Source organism: Enterococcus sp. DIV1421a, assembly GCF_051711025.1.
GTDB lineage: Bacteria > Bacillota > Bacilli > Lactobacillales > Enterococcaceae > Enterococcus_B > Enterococcus_B hirae.
This window is the reverse complement of record NZ_JBIOLU010000001.1, coordinates 394,629-412,180: the sequence shown is the minus strand read 5'-3', so window position 1 is coordinate 412,180 and position 17,552 is coordinate 394,629. Positions and strand designations below refer to the sequence as shown.

General features: G+C 38.1%; 18 protein-coding genes. 4 read left to right on the top strand and 14 right to left on the bottom strand.

Annotation, left to right across the window (positions count from 1 at the left end):
• Positions 1 to 10: 10 nt before the first annotated feature.
• The 5 genes from IGK21_RS01875 to rpmG all read right to left on the bottom strand — a co-directional run bounded on the left by IGK21_RS01875 (position 11) and on the right by rpmG (position 3,525).
• Positions 11 to 991, bottom strand: a complete 981-nt coding sequence (locus tag IGK21_RS01875; RefSeq protein ID WP_034699494.1) for a hypothetical protein — start codon at positions 989 to 991, stop codon at positions 11 to 13.
• A 419-nt stretch (positions 992 to 1,410) separates the two neighbouring features.
• Positions 1,411 to 2,295, bottom strand: coding sequence for an alpha/beta fold hydrolase (locus tag IGK21_RS01870; protein WP_034699492.1), 885 nt, complete (start codon positions 2,293 to 2,295; stop codon positions 1,411 to 1,413).
• 243 nt (positions 2,296 to 2,538) lie between these two features.
• Positions 2,539 to 3,084, bottom strand: coding sequence for a transcription termination/antitermination protein NusG (gene nusG / locus IGK21_RS01865; RefSeq protein ID WP_010720157.1), 546 nt, complete (start codon positions 3,082 to 3,084; stop codon positions 2,539 to 2,541).
• Between the two features lie 99 nt (positions 3,085 to 3,183).
• A complete protein-coding gene (gene secE, locus IGK21_RS01860) occupies positions 3,184 to 3,354 on the bottom strand; it encodes a preprotein translocase subunit SecE (RefSeq protein WP_010720158.1) in 171 nt (56 codons plus the stop codon).
• A gap of 18 nt (positions 3,355 to 3,372) precedes the next feature.
• A complete protein-coding gene (gene rpmG / locus IGK21_RS01855; RefSeq protein ID WP_002294578.1) occupies positions 3,373 to 3,525 on the bottom strand; it encodes a 50S ribosomal protein L33 in 153 nt (50 codons plus the stop codon).
• 160 nt (positions 3,526 to 3,685) lie between these two features.
• Between rpmG and cbpA the strand changes: the two genes are divergently transcribed.
• The gene (gene cbpA, locus IGK21_RS01850; protein ID WP_010738510.1) at positions 3,686 to 4,327 is read left to right on the top strand and encodes a cyclic di-AMP binding protein CbpA; all 642 of its coding nucleotides are present in this window, start codon (positions 3,686 to 3,688) and stop codon (positions 4,325 to 4,327) included.
• Between the two features lie 210 nt (positions 4,328 to 4,537).
• On the opposite strand, the gene IGK21_RS01845 is transcribed toward cbpA, so the two are convergent.
• Entirely contained in the window at positions 4,538 to 5,041 is a 504-nt protein-coding gene (locus tag IGK21_RS01845) for a QueT transporter family protein (protein ID WP_010738511.1), read from the bottom strand.
• A 426-nt stretch (positions 5,042 to 5,467) separates the two neighbouring features.
• Between IGK21_RS01845 and IGK21_RS01840 the strand changes: the two genes are divergently transcribed.
• Positions 5,468 to 6,445 (top strand): diacylglycerol/lipid kinase family protein, encoded by a 978-nt coding sequence (locus tag IGK21_RS01840; RefSeq protein ID WP_034699489.1) that lies wholly within the window; start codon positions 5,468 to 5,470, stop codon positions 6,443 to 6,445.
• A 584-nt stretch (positions 6,446 to 7,029) separates the two neighbouring features.
• On the opposite strand, the gene recD2 is transcribed toward IGK21_RS01840, so the two are convergent.
• From recD2 to IGK21_RS01820, 4 genes are all read right to left on the bottom strand, one after another.
• Entirely contained in the window at positions 7,030 to 9,645 is a 2,616-nt protein-coding gene (recD2, locus tag IGK21_RS01835) for an SF1B family DNA helicase RecD2 (RefSeq protein ID WP_034699487.1), read from the bottom strand.
• Positions 9,646 to 9,664: 19 nt separating this feature from the next.
• Positions 9,665 to 10,321 carry a histidine phosphatase family protein gene (locus IGK21_RS01830; protein WP_034699484.1) on the bottom strand — a complete coding sequence of 219 codons (657 nt, stop codon included), beginning with the start codon at positions 10,319 to 10,321 and terminating at the stop codon, positions 9,665 to 9,667.
• Positions 10,322 to 10,584: 263 nt separating this feature from the next.
• Complete coding sequence (gene trmL / locus IGK21_RS01825; protein WP_010720164.1) at positions 10,585 to 11,088, bottom strand: tRNA (uridine(34)/cytosine(34)/5-carboxymethylaminomethyluridine(34)-2'-O)-methyltransferase TrmL; 504 nt, start codon at positions 11,086 to 11,088, stop codon at positions 10,585 to 10,587.
• Between the two features lie 221 nt (positions 11,089 to 11,309).
• Positions 11,310 to 12,167 (bottom strand): methyltransferase domain-containing protein, encoded by an 858-nt coding sequence (locus IGK21_RS01820; protein ID WP_034699479.1) that lies wholly within the window; start codon positions 12,165 to 12,167, stop codon positions 11,310 to 11,312.
• 140 nt (positions 12,168 to 12,307) lie between these two features.
• Between IGK21_RS01820 and IGK21_RS01815 the strand changes: the two genes are divergently transcribed.
• Positions 12,308 to 12,946, top strand: coding sequence for a copper homeostasis protein CutC (locus IGK21_RS01815; protein ID WP_010720166.1), 639 nt, complete (start codon positions 12,308 to 12,310; stop codon positions 12,944 to 12,946).
• Between the two features lie 103 nt (positions 12,947 to 13,049).
• On the opposite strand, the gene mgtE is transcribed toward IGK21_RS01815, so the two are convergent.
• The 4 genes from mgtE to IGK21_RS01795 are packed head-to-tail and all read right to left on the bottom strand — an operon-like array spanning position 13,050 to position 16,806.
• Positions 13,050 to 14,411 carry a magnesium transporter gene (gene mgtE / locus IGK21_RS01810; protein WP_034699476.1) on the bottom strand — a complete coding sequence of 454 codons (1,362 nt, stop codon included), beginning with the start codon at positions 14,409 to 14,411 and terminating at the stop codon, positions 13,050 to 13,052.
• Positions 14,412 to 14,428: 17 nt separating this feature from the next.
• Positions 14,429 to 15,328, bottom strand: coding sequence for an RluA family pseudouridine synthase (locus tag IGK21_RS01805; RefSeq protein WP_034699473.1), 900 nt, complete (start codon positions 15,326 to 15,328; stop codon positions 14,429 to 14,431).
• Position 15,329: 1 nt separating this feature from the next.
• On the bottom strand, positions 15,330 to 16,127 hold the full coding sequence (locus IGK21_RS01800; RefSeq protein WP_010720169.1) for an NAD kinase: 798 nt from the start codon (positions 16,125 to 16,127) through the stop codon (positions 15,330 to 15,332).
• Complete coding sequence (locus tag IGK21_RS01795) at positions 16,105 to 16,806, bottom strand: GTP pyrophosphokinase (RefSeq protein ID WP_010720170.1); 702 nt, start codon at positions 16,804 to 16,806, stop codon at positions 16,105 to 16,107. Before IGK21_RS01795 ends, IGK21_RS01800 begins: the two co-directional genes overlap by 23 nt.
• Positions 16,807 to 16,936: 130 nt before the next feature.
• Here IGK21_RS01795 and IGK21_RS01790 point away from each other — a divergent pair, with 130 nt between their 5' ends.
• Positions 16,937 to 17,512, top strand: a complete 576-nt coding sequence (locus IGK21_RS01790) for a CYTH domain-containing protein (protein WP_034699471.1) — start codon at positions 16,937 to 16,939, stop codon at positions 17,510 to 17,512.
• Positions 17,513 to 17,552: the final 40 nt, after the last annotated feature.

Here is a 17,552-nt window from a genome sequence, read left to right as displayed (position 1 = left end):
GGGACTTTGCTTACTCTAAGTCCCAACTTTTTTGATAGCGTCTTATTTCTGTTTGAAAATCTGCAGGAGTATATAAATGTCGCCAATAATAGTAGTTATAAAGGCTAAATTTATTCATTATTCTTAGGATTTCTTCCGTAAATTCTTGAGATAGTCCTAAGTATTCCCTGCTAGGGATTCCTCCTCTAAAATAGTCCCCATGGTACCCATAACCTAAGGAATAAGGGGTTGAAGCATATAAAATCGTATCCTCATAATAGACGGTATACTCTGTATCTGCTAGCCCCGCTCGTGGATCATCAGGATCATCCTCTTCTGGATCAAAAGGACACTCGGATAAAAACAGCCCATCTTCTGGGCCAAAATCAATAAAGTCCTCATGGTAGACCACGGACAAGTGCGGATCAAGCTCAGCTAATTCTTGAGCCATTTGTTCTGTGATTCGTCGGACAAATTCAGGGTCTCGTTGTTTTGGATCAATAAAAAGGAGTGTGCGCGCCTCGTTATTTGTTTTTTCGGGGATCAAGGATACTCTACTATTGATTTTATTGATTTCTGCTTGAAATTGGGTTACTGAATAAAGATCCCGCCAGTAATGAAGATTTTGGATCTGATAATCATGGATGAGCGATAAAATCTCAGGATCAATACGTCTCATCAAAGACCAAAAGGGATCTTTATCTCTCCCTTTTCTCGTATAAGTTTTATCTATGACCTCACTATACGGTGTGATCACATAAATAGGAAACCCATTTAATCTCAAAACATATTCATAATAAACAAAGTGTTCCATTGGATGATTCGGCACTCGTGGATCCCAATAAAGTGGAGCTAATTGGGGAAACACTTCTGGGCCATAATCAACAAAATCATCAAAATGTTCTAGTGTTAATCGTTCATCTATGACTTGGAATTTTTTAGTTAGCTTGGCGGTCATTTCTTGAATATCTTTTTGTGGTCTTCGTTGAGGATCAGGGAAAAAAACTCTCATGCTCATTTACTCCTTTCGCTAGCTTCTATCTTTTATTATTTCATAGAAAATGCTGAAACACGGGTACATTTTTCCTTATTTTTCGAAAAAAAAGTTCCTTAGAGGTTGAGCTAAAAACATTTATTATCCAAAGATTAGAAGGAAATTCTCGAAGGCGCTACTTTTGCATCTCTGTTTATTCGTTTTTATACATGCTAAAGAGCTCGGGACGACCTTTTTGTCCCAAGCTCAGCGACTATCGAATAATTAGAGGTTACTGGACTGATCTTCGTAACAAGCGCTACTTTTCTAAAAAATAGAAAGCGACTGAAAATCCAACATGCCATTCCTGCCGATTGTCATAGTTTTTTTTATGTTATATCGATAGTTAAAAAATATATTTATAGATATTTATATACTTTAACAACCTATTTTTTTCATTAGTCGATGTTCCAAAGAAACTGGCGCGTGAGGGCATCAACTTCTTTATTCTCATGAAGCATACTATGCGTTACGTTCTCCCCTGTGATCACTTTTTCTTCCACTTGATTTCCATGTTGCTTCAATAACGCATACACTGCTAAAGCGCTGCTTAATGGCACCGTCCCATCACTTAAATCCGTCTCACTCACTTGTCCTGCAATCAGCAGGATTTGTGTAGTGGTTGGCACATTGCCAATAAGTCGTTGGTAGTCTTGATAACGACTAGAAGCTATCGCTGGACCATTAGCTAATTCATCGCTGATACTTTGCCCATTATTTTCTTCAAAGTCATTGAATGGTGCGGCAATTGCCACGAATTTATCCACTTTAGGCAACGTTTGATCTTGTCCATAAGTAGCTAAATACCGAAGACCACTGACGCCCCCCATCGAATGTCCTACCAGATTCACTTGATTGATTCCATACGTCTGTTGCAAATAACTTAAGCAGTCTTTGATCCATTCTGTTTGGTTCCATTCATTATTTTTATTATCTACAAATAGAACTTGGATCATTGGATTATCTGCTTCTTTTGAAAGTTCTCCTTCTGCCTGTACATTGCCATTGACATCAACCGTCAATGTTAATTCTTTTTTCCCACTCTCTGATGATTCCAGGCGCTGGATCATTCCTTTGAATGAATTAACTGTCCCACTATATCCATGGAAAAACAAAGTAGGGGTAGTCGATTGCGTTTCCTTTTCTTTCGTTGCTTGCGTTGTTTCAACTGTCTTAGCAGCTTCAGACGACTGACTTGTTTCTTTTGTCTGACAGCCACTTATAAAAAGAACACTGATCATCAATAAAAAGCCGACGATTCCAGACTTTCTCCAATTTTTCATTGTTTCTCCTTTCTAATTTGATCGATCCTCTGACTAGCATTCTCAATTTTCCACTGACAAATCGGCTCAAATTCCCAACCTATATTAGTGGTTATTCGTGAACGACTTGAAAAAATAAACCGAAATATTGCAAAAATAGGTTAAACAATTTTTGCAAATCTCGGTTTCAATCTTTTAGTCGTGATGCTATCTGATCGTCGCATGGATTTCTATTTAAAAATCCATCCTCAGATAGTTGAATACTTAGTCGATTTTATCTACTTGTTCAAAATCAAGTTCAGTACTTGTTTCACGACCAAACATATCAATATTAACTTTTAGTTTTTCTTTTTCTTCATCTACTTCAGTTACTTGACCTTCTAAGCCTGCAAAAGCACCTTCGATGATCTTGATTACTTCGCCAACTTCGATCTCTAGATCTGTTTGACGAAGACTCATACCGATTGAACGTAAGATGTGACTTACTTCTTCTGGCAATAATGGAGCTGGCTTACTACCTGCACCATGTGACCCTACAAATCCTGTTACACCAGGTGTATTACGTACAACATACCAAGAAGCATCTGTCATAATCATTTCTACTAAGACATAACCAGGAAATGTTTTATGAACGATTTCTTTTTCTTTTCCGTTCTTTACTTCTTTCTCAGTTTCTTCAGGAACAACTACACGAAAAATAAAGTCAGCCATTTTCATACTTTGCGCACGTGATTCGATATTTGCTTTTACTTTGTTTTCATAACCAGAGTATGTATGTAGTACATACCAATTTTTTTCAAAAGATTCCATTAAAGGCTCCTCATTTCGTTGTAAAATAAAAAAACCCCAGTTTCCCGAAGTTTTTCTTCACGTTGATTATAGCACGATATCCTTGCTTTTACTAGCGACTTATTTTAGTAAGTAAGCAAATAAGCTTTGGATCGCTGTGTCCATTACGAAAAACATCACACCAAAGATAATTGATGTTTCAATGACAACTAGTGTGTCTTTGCGTAATTGTTTGCCACTAGGCCAAGTCACTTGTTTCATTTCATCTTTTACACTTTTAATGAATTTCATTGCGGGCCCTCCTGTCCTCTATTTTGTTTCTTTATGTAATGTGTATTGATTACAATATTTACAAAATTTATTGATTTCCAAACGTTCGCCACTTTTTCCTTCACTAACCGATTTGGTATAGTTTCTAGAACCACAAACGGAACAAGCTAATGCTGCTTTCTTCTTTGCCATCCGCTCCTACCTCCTCACTGAAAATCAAAATTATACTCATTTACAGTATCATGGAAAAGATTTTCTGTCAATTCGAGATTGAATAACCTATTGTTTTATAATTAATTATGATATGATTAATTTGAAATTAAGTAAAAATGAGATACATGGAGGTAACTTTATGCTACTAAAAACACTCGTATATAAGAAAAAAGATTTAACAACTGTCACAGAAACTAGTACCTTGGAAGAAGCCTTAGCGATTCTAGAATCCTCTGGTTATCGTTGTGTGCCAATTTTAGATGCTTCAGGAAATATTTTCCGTGGAAATATTTACAAAATGCACATTTATCGTCACAAAGCGAATGGTGGAGATATGACTTTACCCGTCACCCACCTCTTGAAAAATGCAACAAAATTCATTTATTTAGATACTTCATTCTTTAAAATATTTTTTACGATCAAAGAGTTGCCTTATATTGCTGTTCTTGACAATGACAATCATTTCTACGGTATTTTGACCCACAGTACATTGCTAAACATGCTTTCACAATCTTGGAGCGTAGAACAAGGCAGCTATGTTTTAACGATTGCTTCTACTGGAAAACAAGGAGATTTAGCTACGATCGCTAAAATCATCGCAAAACATAGTAGTATCGCAAGTTGCATCACTTTAGACATTGAAAAAGAAGAATACATCCGTCGTACACTGATCACGTTACCTGCACATACAGATCAAAAAGTTTGCGACACGATCGTGAACCATCTTGAAAAGAAAAATTACAAAGTGATCGAAATCGAAAATTTACAAAACCCTGAATAAATGTGTAAAGGATCAGTCAACTTTACGACTTTACGATAGAAAAAAACATACTAAGATTAGCGGATAGAACCAATAACGGTTGGTTCTATCCGCTAATTTTTCAGAAATAAAAACAGTAGCTAAAGATGAATTTCTTTTAACTACTGTTATCCCTTTTTATAAATATATTTTAACTGATTAACAGGTTTTCCTCTATCTACCTATTGATCGCTATACTCTTTTTTCAAAGTCTAGGGAACGATCCAAGTAATACATCAATGGTGCAGAAATAGCCATAATGATGAACTCACTCAAAGCTAGCGTACCGTAAGTTGTCCAAAATGCTTGTCCACCAGTTGGTACCAACATGTACGCAATCAATCCCATACTAATTGTAAAGAAAAGCGTATTTAATGCTAATCTTATTTTGACATTCTTTACTTTATTTTGTAGTAAAGCAGTCAACCCCAATGAAATCAAGGTTTGTCCCCCACCATAGACCACATCTAATATACCAAAACCAAAAAATGCGTTATAGACAATGACGCCACCTAACACGCCCCAAAGTAATTTCCGGTTGAAGACTACTAAGTGATTCAAGCTTTCAGAAATACGAAATTGAATAGGTCCAGAAGAGACTGGTGCCACTAAAATCGTAAGTGCCAAATACAAAGCCATAATGATTCCATTTACTACAACGACCATCAATCGTTGGCGTTCCATCGTTTTTTGCATAAAATATTCCTCATTTCTCCTAGTTTTTTTAATGCGGGATGGTTGATGAACCGCAGCTGTCATAAGCAAGGATTCATTATAGCAGATATCCCCGCGATTTGAAACTGCTCCTACAAAAAACGTTCTCTAAATATAAGTCTTTTGCTTCCATGCTATTTATTCAAATCAGGGTGAACTTTACCTCTTATTTATGCACGGTGCTTTTTCAAAATTCCTCTTCTCTGCTATAATAGCCAAGGATAAAAAATAATGTTTGTTTTCTTAGTATCGCTAAGACACAAACCATGTAAAATTAACGATAGAAGTTTCAGTTGCTTGTTCACTAAATGACTAAGCAAAAAATAGTTTGATCATTTTTTCTATTTTAATGAATGAGTGGAATGAGTGAGATTTACTCATCTTCTGAATCAGATGCAGGAGGTAAAAATGAATTTCCATTATTACTTATTGATCAATCCAGCTGCTGGAAGTGGTGCTGGTAAAAAAGTAGCAGAAAAAATGATTCCGCTATTTGCCGAAAAACAGCTTCACTATTCGATCCAATACAGTGAGTATCCAGGGCATGATGCTAAAATTGCCGAAGAATTAGCGAAAGAAACATTAGTTGAATGGACAGACGAACCACAAGAAAGCGAGTCTGAATTTCCCCTACTCGTGATCATCGGTGGTGATGGTACACTGCATCAAGTGTTAAATACCTTTTATCAACTAGATGTGGCATTTCCAGTAGCCTATATTCCCGCAGGCTCTGGCAATGATTTCGCTCGAGGGATTGGGTTACCTAGAAATGCCGAGAAAGCATTAGAAAATATCCTAAAGACGAACAAACCTCAAGAAATCAACCTCTTAACTTACGAGGAAAAAGTGAGTGACAAACAAGGTGTAGTAGTAAACAATTTTGGTATTGGCTTAGATGCGGCAATCGTCCATGCTACAAACCACTCTACTTCAAAAACAAAATTAAATAAATATAATTTAGGTTCTTTCGCTTACCTGTTCTCTATCCTACGTGTCTTTTTTTGGCAAAAAGGGTTTCCAATCTTAGTGGACATTGGCGGAAAACAAATCAGTTTTGACAAAGCTTTTTTATGTACTGCAACGAACCATCCTTATTTTGGCGGCGGTGTAGCGATTGCGCCGACAGCAGAAATTGCCAAGCCAACGATCGATCTAGTTGTTGTTGAACGAGTGAATTTATTCAAAATCTTGGGAATCATCTTCTTATTACTACAGAAAAAGCAAATGAAATCAAAAAATTTCCATCATTTTACTACTAGCAAATTGCGCATACTATCAACTGTTCCTCAGTATGGTCAAGAAGATGGTGAAGATAGCCAAAAACAACCTTTTGATTTGCAATTAGCTACCAAAAAGCAACTGTTTTGGTGTAACGTGTCACATTGATTTTGCCTATTTTATATACATTTTCTTCCATGGGGAAGATAACCCCATAAAAAGAGCTGGAGATATTAAAGAGACCGCAAAAGTCAGACTTGTTGGGCTAACTTTTGCGGTCTTTATCTATCTCTTGGCTCTTAAAAAATAAGTAACATTCTCATTAGGAGCGATTCAAGTGAGCCTGAGCCAAAACTTGCCTCAGGCTCTTCTACCTATCTCTAAAAACGGATAAACGGTGTTCAAACATCAGCTCCTTGAAATAAGCCTGAATTTTTCAAAACATGAGAAGCTGTTTCAAAAAATTCTTTCTTATTGTCATCAGAGCTACCCGATGTTTTCACGACCTCTGATTCACGGTGTTCAAAGAGCTGACCTTCGGCGATAAGTCAAAAATCTCAAAACATGGGAAGCTGTTTCGAGATTTTCACCCTTAATGCTCCTGTGATTACTCGTCGCAGTTTTTACTTGGTGAGCGCTCAGGTCAAGACACTCTTTTTACGACCTCTTGCTAAACGGCGTTCAAGAAGCAACTCCTCAACAATAAGCGATGATTTTCTAAAATATGAGGAGCTATTAAAAAAAATCCTCTCTTATTCGGAGCTAAACACTTCTTTCACAGCCTCTTGCTCCATCCCAATCATTGGATCAATCCACTGTTTTTCAATCGCTTCGGTTGTTAAAATATATGTTTTTGGTAGTTGCTCTGTTGGTGCTTCTTCCATCGATTTTGATTCGACAGACGTTTCGGTTGTGTCTTGTTCTACTGATAAAGTAAAGAGATCATCGCCAACATTTCCCTCCGTTGAATCTACGGCATTTTCTTGAGTGGCTTGTTGACTTGTCTCTGCTTTTACGGGATGAGCAGTTTCTCCCGCCTTGGTATAATTTCCTTCTTCAAAAGGATCATTACCTACAAGGGAATCTTCATAAGCGACAAGCTTCGTCCGTGTAACAAGACTCATACTGTCATTTTCTTCGATCCGCTTCTTCAATGTCGTCATTCGACTAGCCGATTCATTCGCAACGCAGGTAACGTACGCTTGTTCTTCTCCAAGTAGAATCAATAGTTCTTTACTTCTTGTGACAGCCGTGTAGAGAAGATTTCGTTGCAACATCCGTTGGTACTGATGAACCATCGGCAAAATGACCATCTTAAATTCGCTTCCTTGAGATTTATGGATCGAGCAACAATAAGAAAGGGTGATTTTATTCCATTCATTGCGTTTGTAAGTCACTTCATTCGCATCAAATTGAATCACTAATTCATCCACTTTATCTTCTGAATCTTTCGCTAACACGATCCCCGTGATCTCACCCATATCACCATTAAACACATTGAGTTCAGGTGTGTTCACTAATTGTAATACTTTATCACCGATTCGATAAACAGTCTCATTCCAGTGGACTTCTTTCCGCCCTGCACCTCCAGGATTAAAAATCGACTGCATCATTTTGTTTAACGCATCGATTCCAGCTGGTCCACGGTACATTGGCGCCAAGACTTGGATATCTTGTGCAGTGAAGCCTTTATTTTTGGCTTTTTCAACAATCTTTGCGATTAAAGGTTCGATACTATAGGCATCGCTTCGAAAGAAAGAACGATCTTTTTGGTTTTGCAAAAAATCACTTGGTAAATGACCTTCTTTGATTTCATGAGCAAGGGGGATAATACTCGATCCGTCTCCCTGCCGATAAATTTGATTCAATTCCACTTTCGGGATTTGGTCAATTCCTAATAAATCATGCAAGACTTGTCCCGGTCCGACAGAAGGTAATTGATCTTTATCTCCTACTAAAATCACTTGCATGTTGGTAGGGATGGCTTTAAATAGCGTATTAGCTAGCCATGTATCGACCATCGACATTTCATCGATGATCAACAACCCACCTTCTAATTCTTTCGTACTTACTGAAGGAGATTTTTCTCGACCATTCAAACCTAGTAGTCGATGGATCGTGCTGGCAGGTAATCCTGTCGTCTCATTCATTCGTTTGGCTGCTCGACCAGTTGGTGCAGCCAGTAGAATCGGAAAAATTTCTTGGGTATATTTGTTTGGATCTAATTCTAAGCCATTTAATTCTGCAAACAAGTTGACGATCCCATTGATAACTGTTGTTTTCCCTGTGCCGGGACCCCCAGTTAAAATAAATAAAGGTGATCGGATTGCTTCCGAAATTGCTTTTTCTTGCGATTCTCCATATTGGATACCAAATATTTTTTCAATTCGCCGAATGTTTTTCTGCACTTCTTTTTCGTCATAGTTGATTTCTTTTTTTCGACTAAGTAACCGTTGAATCGAGTTACCGATCCCCCATTCTGAGAAATACAGACTATTTTCATAGAGATTGGTTTCTTCTTGTTGGATCTTACCTTCTTCCACAAGTTGAATAATGACCGTCGCCACTTGATCAGGTTGGATCTCGATTGGTCGACTGGTTTCCAAAATTTTGATTGTTTGATGAAGAAGCGTTTCAGCTGGTACATATGTATCGCCAGTTTGAACAGCATGTTGAAAAATCTGATGTAAAACTGCAGCTCGAATCCGTCTTGGTGAATCAGCCGCGATCCCTAATTGTTCTGCAAGATTATCTGCTCTTTTAAAGCCGATCCCTTCCACATCTTCGACTAACTGATAGGGATTTTCCTGGATGATATCTAAAGCTTCATTTTTATATGCTTGATAGATACTAAAAGCTAACTGACTACCAAAGCCATAACGATTCAAGCCCATGATCACTTGATCCATCCCATGGTTCAAACGAATCGTCTCAACGATCATATCTCTTTTGGCCTGATTCAAGCCTGCGATTTGTTCTAATACGGACGGCTCTTCGATGATTTTTTCAATCGCTTCTTCACCTAGTTGCTCCACGATCTTCTCAGCTGTTTTCTTGCCAATCCCAGGAAATTTTTCACTGGATAGATAACCCACGATCCCGTTGACTGTTGTTGGTTTCTCCTGCTCATAGCGTTCAACCTTTAACTGTCGCCCATATTTAGGATGATCGACTAATTCGCCGTAAAAACGATAAAGCTCATTTTCTTGGATCTCACCAAAGCTTCCAGTGACCACAATTTCTTTTTCACGATAGTCAGCTGTTGTTTCAGTGAGCCGAACCAACAGTACTTTATAAAAATTACTTGGATTTTGAAAAAAGATTGCGGCAACTGTACCAACAAAATAAGGCATTTCTTCTGGCTGCATCTTGCCGCCTCCTTTCCAATTAGAGTAATGGTTCTGGTTTTGTCTCTTTTCCTAAAAAGTCAATTTCGTTCCAAACTTTTAATTCATAAGGCAACAAATTGTTGGGTTCTCCTGTTTCTAAAATCGTCAAACTACTATTATATAAGCCACCCATTTCTCTTAGTTGACTCAGTTTTTTTCCTGTCAACCATTGGATCGCCGCAGTTAATGATGCCCCATGTCCAACAAACAAGATCGGTCCATCATGTAAAGCAACGGCATCAGCCACAGCTGTTTCAATACGAGTAATGGCACATTCGATCGCTTCTCCTTTAAAAGGTGTCGGATCATAACGATCTAAGTGGTTACGTAGATTGGGAAGGTTTTCCGGATAGCGTTCGTACATTTCATCAATTGATTGACCTTCTAATTCTCCTAAACCCAATTCTCTTAATTTATCAGTATAAATAATTTCGACTGGATGCGCTAATTCTTGGTTGATCCCTTCGGCTGTGTCACGGGCACGCTTAGCGGTACTTGAATAGATTGCTTTAAATGGTACATACTTCACTTTTTTACCAAATGCTTTGATTTCCTCATAGCTTTCAGGTAAAAGTGGTGAGTCGCCTTGGCTTCCTTGAAAACGGCGTTCGAGATTCCATTGTGTTTTTCCATGTCGGGTAAAATATAATTCCATTTATATCGGACTCCTTATAGGCTCATTTAGACAAAGATGATGCTACTATTTTATAAAATTTGTTCCTTAAAAACAAAGAACTCCTTCAATAAAAAGTCCTTGTGATTATTCGTATTGAATCAGAATACTTGATAAATGACCTCTTGATAAACGGTATTTTCCAAGTTGATTCTGTGCATTAAGTCTAAACCAAGTAAAACATGAAAAGCTGTTTTTCTTTGTTTCTCCTTAATGCTTGAATCAGAGCACTTGGAAAATGACCTCTAGTCTAGTTTATCATTTTCATAATGGTGCGTTAACTCTAAATTAGGAAATCCTTGTTGGCGCAATGCTTCATAGACGATCATTGCAGCCGTATTTGAGAGATTCAATGAACGGACATGTTCGTCATTCATTGGGATTCTTAAACATTTTTCTTCATTTTCACGCATAAATTCTTCAGGTAATCCTGTTGTTTCCTTGCCGAATAAAAAGAAATGGTCTTCTCCATCAGCAAAATTTTCGTCACTATATACTTTATGGGCAAACTTCGATACCAAATGAAGTTTACGTTCCCCTAAATAAGCCATAAAAGCATCTAAATTTTGATGATAGGTAATATTGACATCGTTCCAATAATCCAATCCTGCACGTTTTAGATGTTTATCATCTGTTGAAAATCCTAACGGTTCAATCAAGTGCAAGGGCGTGTTGGTTGCTGCACAAGTTCGGGCAATGTTTCCAGTATTTGCTGGAATCAATGGTTCAAATAAAACGATATGGTTCATTAAGATCCATCCTCTCATCTATATGTTAACTAACTAGTAGTGATTTTGGCATAAAAAAAAACGTATCAACTCGGTGTCAGTCACTGCGAGTCGTTACGTTAGTGAAGCTCTTCTCACTAACTTTTATCAGAACAGGAACCTGATAAAAACCAATGAAAAAACAACTTGTCGTTACTATATCATCAACAAACTCTTTTTGCAACCTTTAGAAATGAATAATTTCATTGCAATCGTTTTCTCTTATTTCCTTTTAATAATTCTACGTCAATTGTAATCTTTTTCAAAGGATTCTGGTACACACGCTCTTTGACGTCTTGACTGACTTGCCATTCGAGCGGAGACATCGCTAACAAATCTTGCCGATTTTTTTCTGGGATATCAAATTCGTAGGTAACACGTTGACGTTCAGTCAATTCTAGGGACTCCGCAAACTTAGCCACCACTCGTTCATTTGAATACTGTTGTTTCTCAGGCTGGTCTGGATAAAACGCTTGGCGTAATTCTTTTAAATAATCTTGTTGCGGAACGATTTTCAAGACTTCCCCATCATCGGTTAGCACACGTTGAAATTCTTTATAGTGAGAAGGCGAAAAAATATTTAGAATCGTAGTAAATGTTTGGTCTTCAAAAGGAAGATTGGTTAAATCTGCTACACACCAAAACGCCTCGACCGGCTGAGCAGTAGCCGCATAAATACCTTCTTTAGAAAGATCAAAACCTACGGCCTTTTTCAATGGTTGCAGTCGTGCTAATTCATTTAAAAAGCTTCCTTCGCCACAGCCAACATCTAAGACCTCTGATCCCTGCGATACTTGTTGTGCTAACAAGTCGATCACAGGCTGATACATCCCTGCTTGGATCATTCTACGTCTGGGATCAAACATACTCTGATCATATTCCGTTTTTACCCCATGAGATAAAAAGTAAAGCGTGCCTTTTTTGGATAAGTCGAAGCGATGGTTCTGATGACAAACCAAACCGTTCTCAGTGACTGCTACTCCAGCATGGCAAAGTGGGCATCGGAACAGCTGTTGATTTCCCTTTAAAAATTGGCGACCTTGATCAATTTTTTTTAACATTTTTTTTGCTCATTTCTTGTTTTAATCGTTGAATATTGCTTTATTCCCTTTTCATCTTACCGTTAGAAGAAAACTTTAGCAACTACAAAAAATATGGTACAATTTTAGAAGAAGAAGGCGAATGATAAAGGAGCAGGCAAATGATCAAAGAATTTTGTGCAGAAAATTATACTTCCATTCCTCTAGCAATTGCTAAGGGAGCGAACCGGATCGAATTATGCGATAACTTAGCTGCTGGCGGAACCACACCTAGCACCGGAGTGATCGAAGAAGTTTTAAGCTATGCCAATGAAAAAGAAGTACCTGTAATGACAATTATCCGACCACGAGGTGGCGATTTTGTCTATAATGATATTGAATTAAAGATCATGCATACTGATTTAATCGAAGCGAAGAAATTAGGTACAGATGGCGTAGTTATAGGCTGTTTGACTCCTTCAAATTGGATCGATGAAGAGGCAATGGAATTATTGATCGAAACCTCAGAAGGTCTACAAATCACGTTCCACATGGCTTTTGATTGTATCCCGCAAGAACGACAATTTGAAGCAATTGATTGGCTGGTTGAACACGGTGTAGACCGTATTTTAACTCATGGTGGAGATGCGAACGCACCAATTGAAGCCAATTTTGACCATTTAAAAAAATTGATTGCTTATGCTGACGGACGTCTGATCATCTTACCTGGTGGCAAGATCGATTACAAAAATGCAGAACATGTTGCCAAAGAACTAGGCGTGAATGAAGTTCATGGAACAAAAATCGTTTCATTCGACTAAATTTTTTTAGTAATAATAAAAACGTAAGAAGCAAGTTGATTACTTTGCTCCTTACGTTTTTTATTTTTATCACAGACTTGTTGCACCATCTCAAAAGGAATGGCTACATAAAATACCCCATAAACAATGAAGCGATGTTGAAATAGATCAAGACACTAGTCAAATCACTCAAGGTGGTAATAAAAGGACCACTAGCCACGGCAGGATCAAATCCTAAGCGATCCATCAACATCGGAATCAAGCTTCCTGCCAAGTTGGCTACAGTAATCGCAAATAACATGGCAATCCCAATCACAAAGCCTAAAATAAAGTTATGCTTCCAAATTCCTACAATCAAAAAGATCGTCAAGCCAGTGATTGCCCCTGTCACAAGTCCTGTGAGTACTTCAGCTAGAATCAAACGGACAAAACCAGCATCTTTGTCGTCAGAAACAGCCAAACGGCGAACTGCAACCGCCAATGATTGGGTGCCAGCATTCCCCGCAGTTCCGGTGATCAACGAAATGAAGACGGCTAAAATACTTGCTTCACTCACCAGTTCTTCGTAATGGCTGATCAACGAAGCCGTAGACATCCCTAAAAATAATAAGGTGATCAACCAAGGAAGACGTCTAGCAGCTGACTTCACGGGATTTTCATTGATTTCCTCAACATTGACCCCTGCCAAACCAGAGTAATCACTTGCAGCCTCATCATCAATAACATCAATAATATCATCAACTGTTACGATCCCAAGTAGATGGTCATCGTAATCTGTTACGGGTAATGCTAGAAAGTCATAATCACGAAAGGTTTGCGCGACATCTTCTTGGTCATCCCCCACATGGACGGATAACACACGTTCGCTCATCAAGTCAGAGATCATTGCATCATCATCATTAACGATCAAATCCCGCAATGAAATAACTCCAACCAATTGTTCTTCTTGATTGACGACATAGATATAGTAAATGGTTTCAGCTACATCTGCTTCGTTTTTTAAGACATACATCGCAGAACGAACCGTTTGATTCGCCACGATCGAAACAAATTCTGTCGTCATGATCGCGCCAGCTGTTTCATCTTCATAGTGTAACAACTCTTTGATTTCACTAGCATCGTCAGCAGTCATTAAACTTAAATATTTAGCGACTTGTTTTTTATCTAAGGTATTTAGCAAATCTACCGCATTATCGGTATACATTTCTGAAAGCATTTCTGCAGCATAACTCGGACGCATTTCAGCTAAATACTCTTTCATATATTCATTGTCTTCTTCAATCACATCAAACATATCTGCCAATTCTTTAGGAGATAAGTAGGAATAGATCAGTTGACGATCCTCTTCGTTCAGAGATTGATAGAATTGCCCCTGCTCGTAAATATGCATTTCCAGGAAACTGTTTCTAAATTCCTGTAGGTTATTTTCTCTTAAATCCTGGAGTAACTGGGCAAATCGTTCCTCTAGTTCTTGATTTTCATCCAACTCTATCTCACCTCACCCTAACTTTCAAAATGCTGGAGAACAGTCGCCATATCTTTAGCCAAAGGCTGTTTAAATTCCAATCGTTCCTGTGTAAAAGGATGATCAAAACGCAGGTCGTAACAATGTAAAGCTTGTCTTGCTATTCCAAGATCCATACGCCCACCATACATTTCATCTCCTAATAGCGCACAGCCAATTTCTGAAAAATGAACTCTGATTTGATGGGTTCTCCCCGTATGCAGTTGGATATCTACCAAAGCAACCTCTGCGGTGTTTTTCGTTAACCAATATTCGGTTTGTGCGCTTCGCCCAGCTGTCGAAACCATCCGTTTCAGTAAAGAAGATTGGTCTCTCGCAATTGGAAGGTCAATCCAGCCGTGAGGTGCCAATTTAGTTATTTCGCCACTCACAAGTGCTTGGTATTTCTTCACAAATCGTTTTTCTCGAAGCTGTACATCTAACTTTGCATGAGCAAAGCCATGTTTGGCAAACAACATCAACCCAGAAGTATCCCGATCTAGTCTTGTCACCACATGAATGACTTGATTTTCGTAACCTTGTCGTTTGTAATAAGCTTTTACTCGATTAGCCATCGTATAGTTTGGATGATATTGTGCTGGAATCGAAGAGACGCCAGCTGGTTTATTCACAACTAAAAGATGTTCATCTTCGTAAACGATCTCGATCGGTGTTTCATCTAAAAGCACCGTTTCATGTTCGCCTTCTGCTGGAATGACAATCGTTACCTTATCATTGTACGATAGAGAAAACAAGACATTTTCAGTTTGACCATTTACTTTGATCTCGCCACCTTGAAATTTGATTTTCGCTAACAAACCTTTAGAAATTCCCTTTTCTTTTAAAAAATATTTTATCTGCTGCGGATGATTTTTTCCATACGTCCACACAAATTCCATGTTATCCCTCACCAATAAAGGAATCTTTTACACGATGCCAAAAATGCATATGGCGATAAGAAGCAAAATGAATTCGCTCTTTTGCAATGCGATAATAGATGGAACGAATATTCGATTCCTTAATATCCAATTGGTCGACTGTAACAAGATAATCCTCTGTATTTTCTAATTTGATTTCCAGCCATTCGTCTTGTGCGATGACCATAGGCGAACCGAGTGTACGAAAGACTCGATTATTTAATGAAGCAATTTCAGTTAACTGAAAGGCATTGATACTCGGATGAATAACTGCCCCGCCGATACTTTTATTATAAGCGGTTGAACCTGTTGGCGTAGACACAGCCAATCCGTCCCCTCTGAAACTTTCAAACAATTCATTTTTGATATATACATCGGCAACCATCGTCCGATTTGATCGTTTAATCGTGGATTCATTCAAAGCCAAGAAATGTTTTGCCGGCTTATCATCTAAATAACTGATCTTTATATCGAGCAAAGGATAACTTACACTTTGTTCTTGATTGGTCTGTAAGCTATTGACTAATTCTTCCAATTCATAGTCACGCCAATCCGTATAAAAACCTAAGTGCCCTGTATGGACCCCTAAAAAACGAACTTCATTTAATAGATGGCTATACTTGTGAAAAGCGGACAATAACGTCCCATCACCACCTACGGAAATCACTAAATCGGGGCGTTGTCCGTCGATTTGAATAGCCGATTGTGTCAAAAGAGCTTTCAATCGTTCGGTAACTTCAATTGTTTTCGCTTCTTGGTTATGAACGATCGCTACTTTCATCCGTGACCTCCTCTTTTTTCTCTCGATTTAATACGGTACGATAGTAAACGTCATCTCGTTTTCCTCTTCCATGGGAAAATAGACGTTGAGCTTCTTGGATTTCTTCCCGAATATTGGACATTTCTTCGTCCAATTGATAAGCCGCTTCTGCCGCACGTTGGAGTCTTTCACTCATTTCTTCAGGAAACACGCCTTGATATTTATAGTTCAATGAGTGTTCGATTGTTGCCCAAAAGTTCATAGCTAACGTCCGGATTTGAATTTCAGCTAAAATTTTCTTTTCGCCACTGATCAATTGAACAGGATATTCAATCACTAAATGATACGAACGGTACCCACTAGCTTTTTTATTTGTAATATAATCTCTTTCTTGAATCACTTTCATATCTTTTCTTTTACGAATGATATCTACTACTTGGTGGATATCTTCTACAAACTGACACATGATTCGTAATCCAGCAATATCAGACATTTCTTCTTCTAAACGACTCATCGGAATATGACGCAGCTGTGATTTTGTCACAATGCTATCGACTGGTTTGACTCGTCCAGTAACAAACTCAATCGGAACATGTCGGTTTTGTTCTCTGAATTGCTTACGGATCCCGCGTAACTTTACTTTTAATTCTGATACTGTTTGTTCATACGGTGCTAAAAACTCTTCCCAATCTCGTTCCATCGCTGATCCCTCTACTTCGTTAACATTCTTTTCTATTTTAACATATAAATGAAGTTTTTTTGTACCTCTCGGCTTTTTGTATTGACCAAAAAGGAAAAATTAGGCAGAATGAATGAAAGGGGCGATCATTATGTCTGAAATGTTAGAAATTGAATACAAGTCCATGCTGACGCAACAAGAATATAGTCAATTGATCCAGTATTATCAACTAAAACCAGAAGATTTTACGGTTCAAACGAATATCTATTTTGATACACCAGATGGACAGCTAGCACAAAAAAATTGTGGATTACGCATCCGATTACTTGAAGATCGGGCAGAATATACACTAAAAACACCTGCAAAAGAAGGAAAACTTGAAACCACTGATACTTTAAGCAAAGAGAAAGCACTCTCTTTCATTGAGCAACGTCAATTGCCACGTCAGGGTGCTGTTTTTCAAAAAATGTTAGAATTAGCTGTTCCTTCGGATGAATTGGGCAAAATTGGAGACATTACTACCAAACGTGCGGAATTTCACATTGAGGAAGGTCTTTTAGCGATTGATGAAAGTTTTGGAGAACAATTACATGATTTTGAACTGGAGTTAGAAGTATCTGATGCTACTCTTGGTAAATCTGCCTTTTTAGCGTTTTTGGAAAGACATTCTTTCCCTTATCGACCAGCTAAAAATAAAATTCAACGGATGCTAGCAGCGAAAAATTAAAGTTCTATCATTTTCACAAGGCACTTGAGTTCATTTTTTA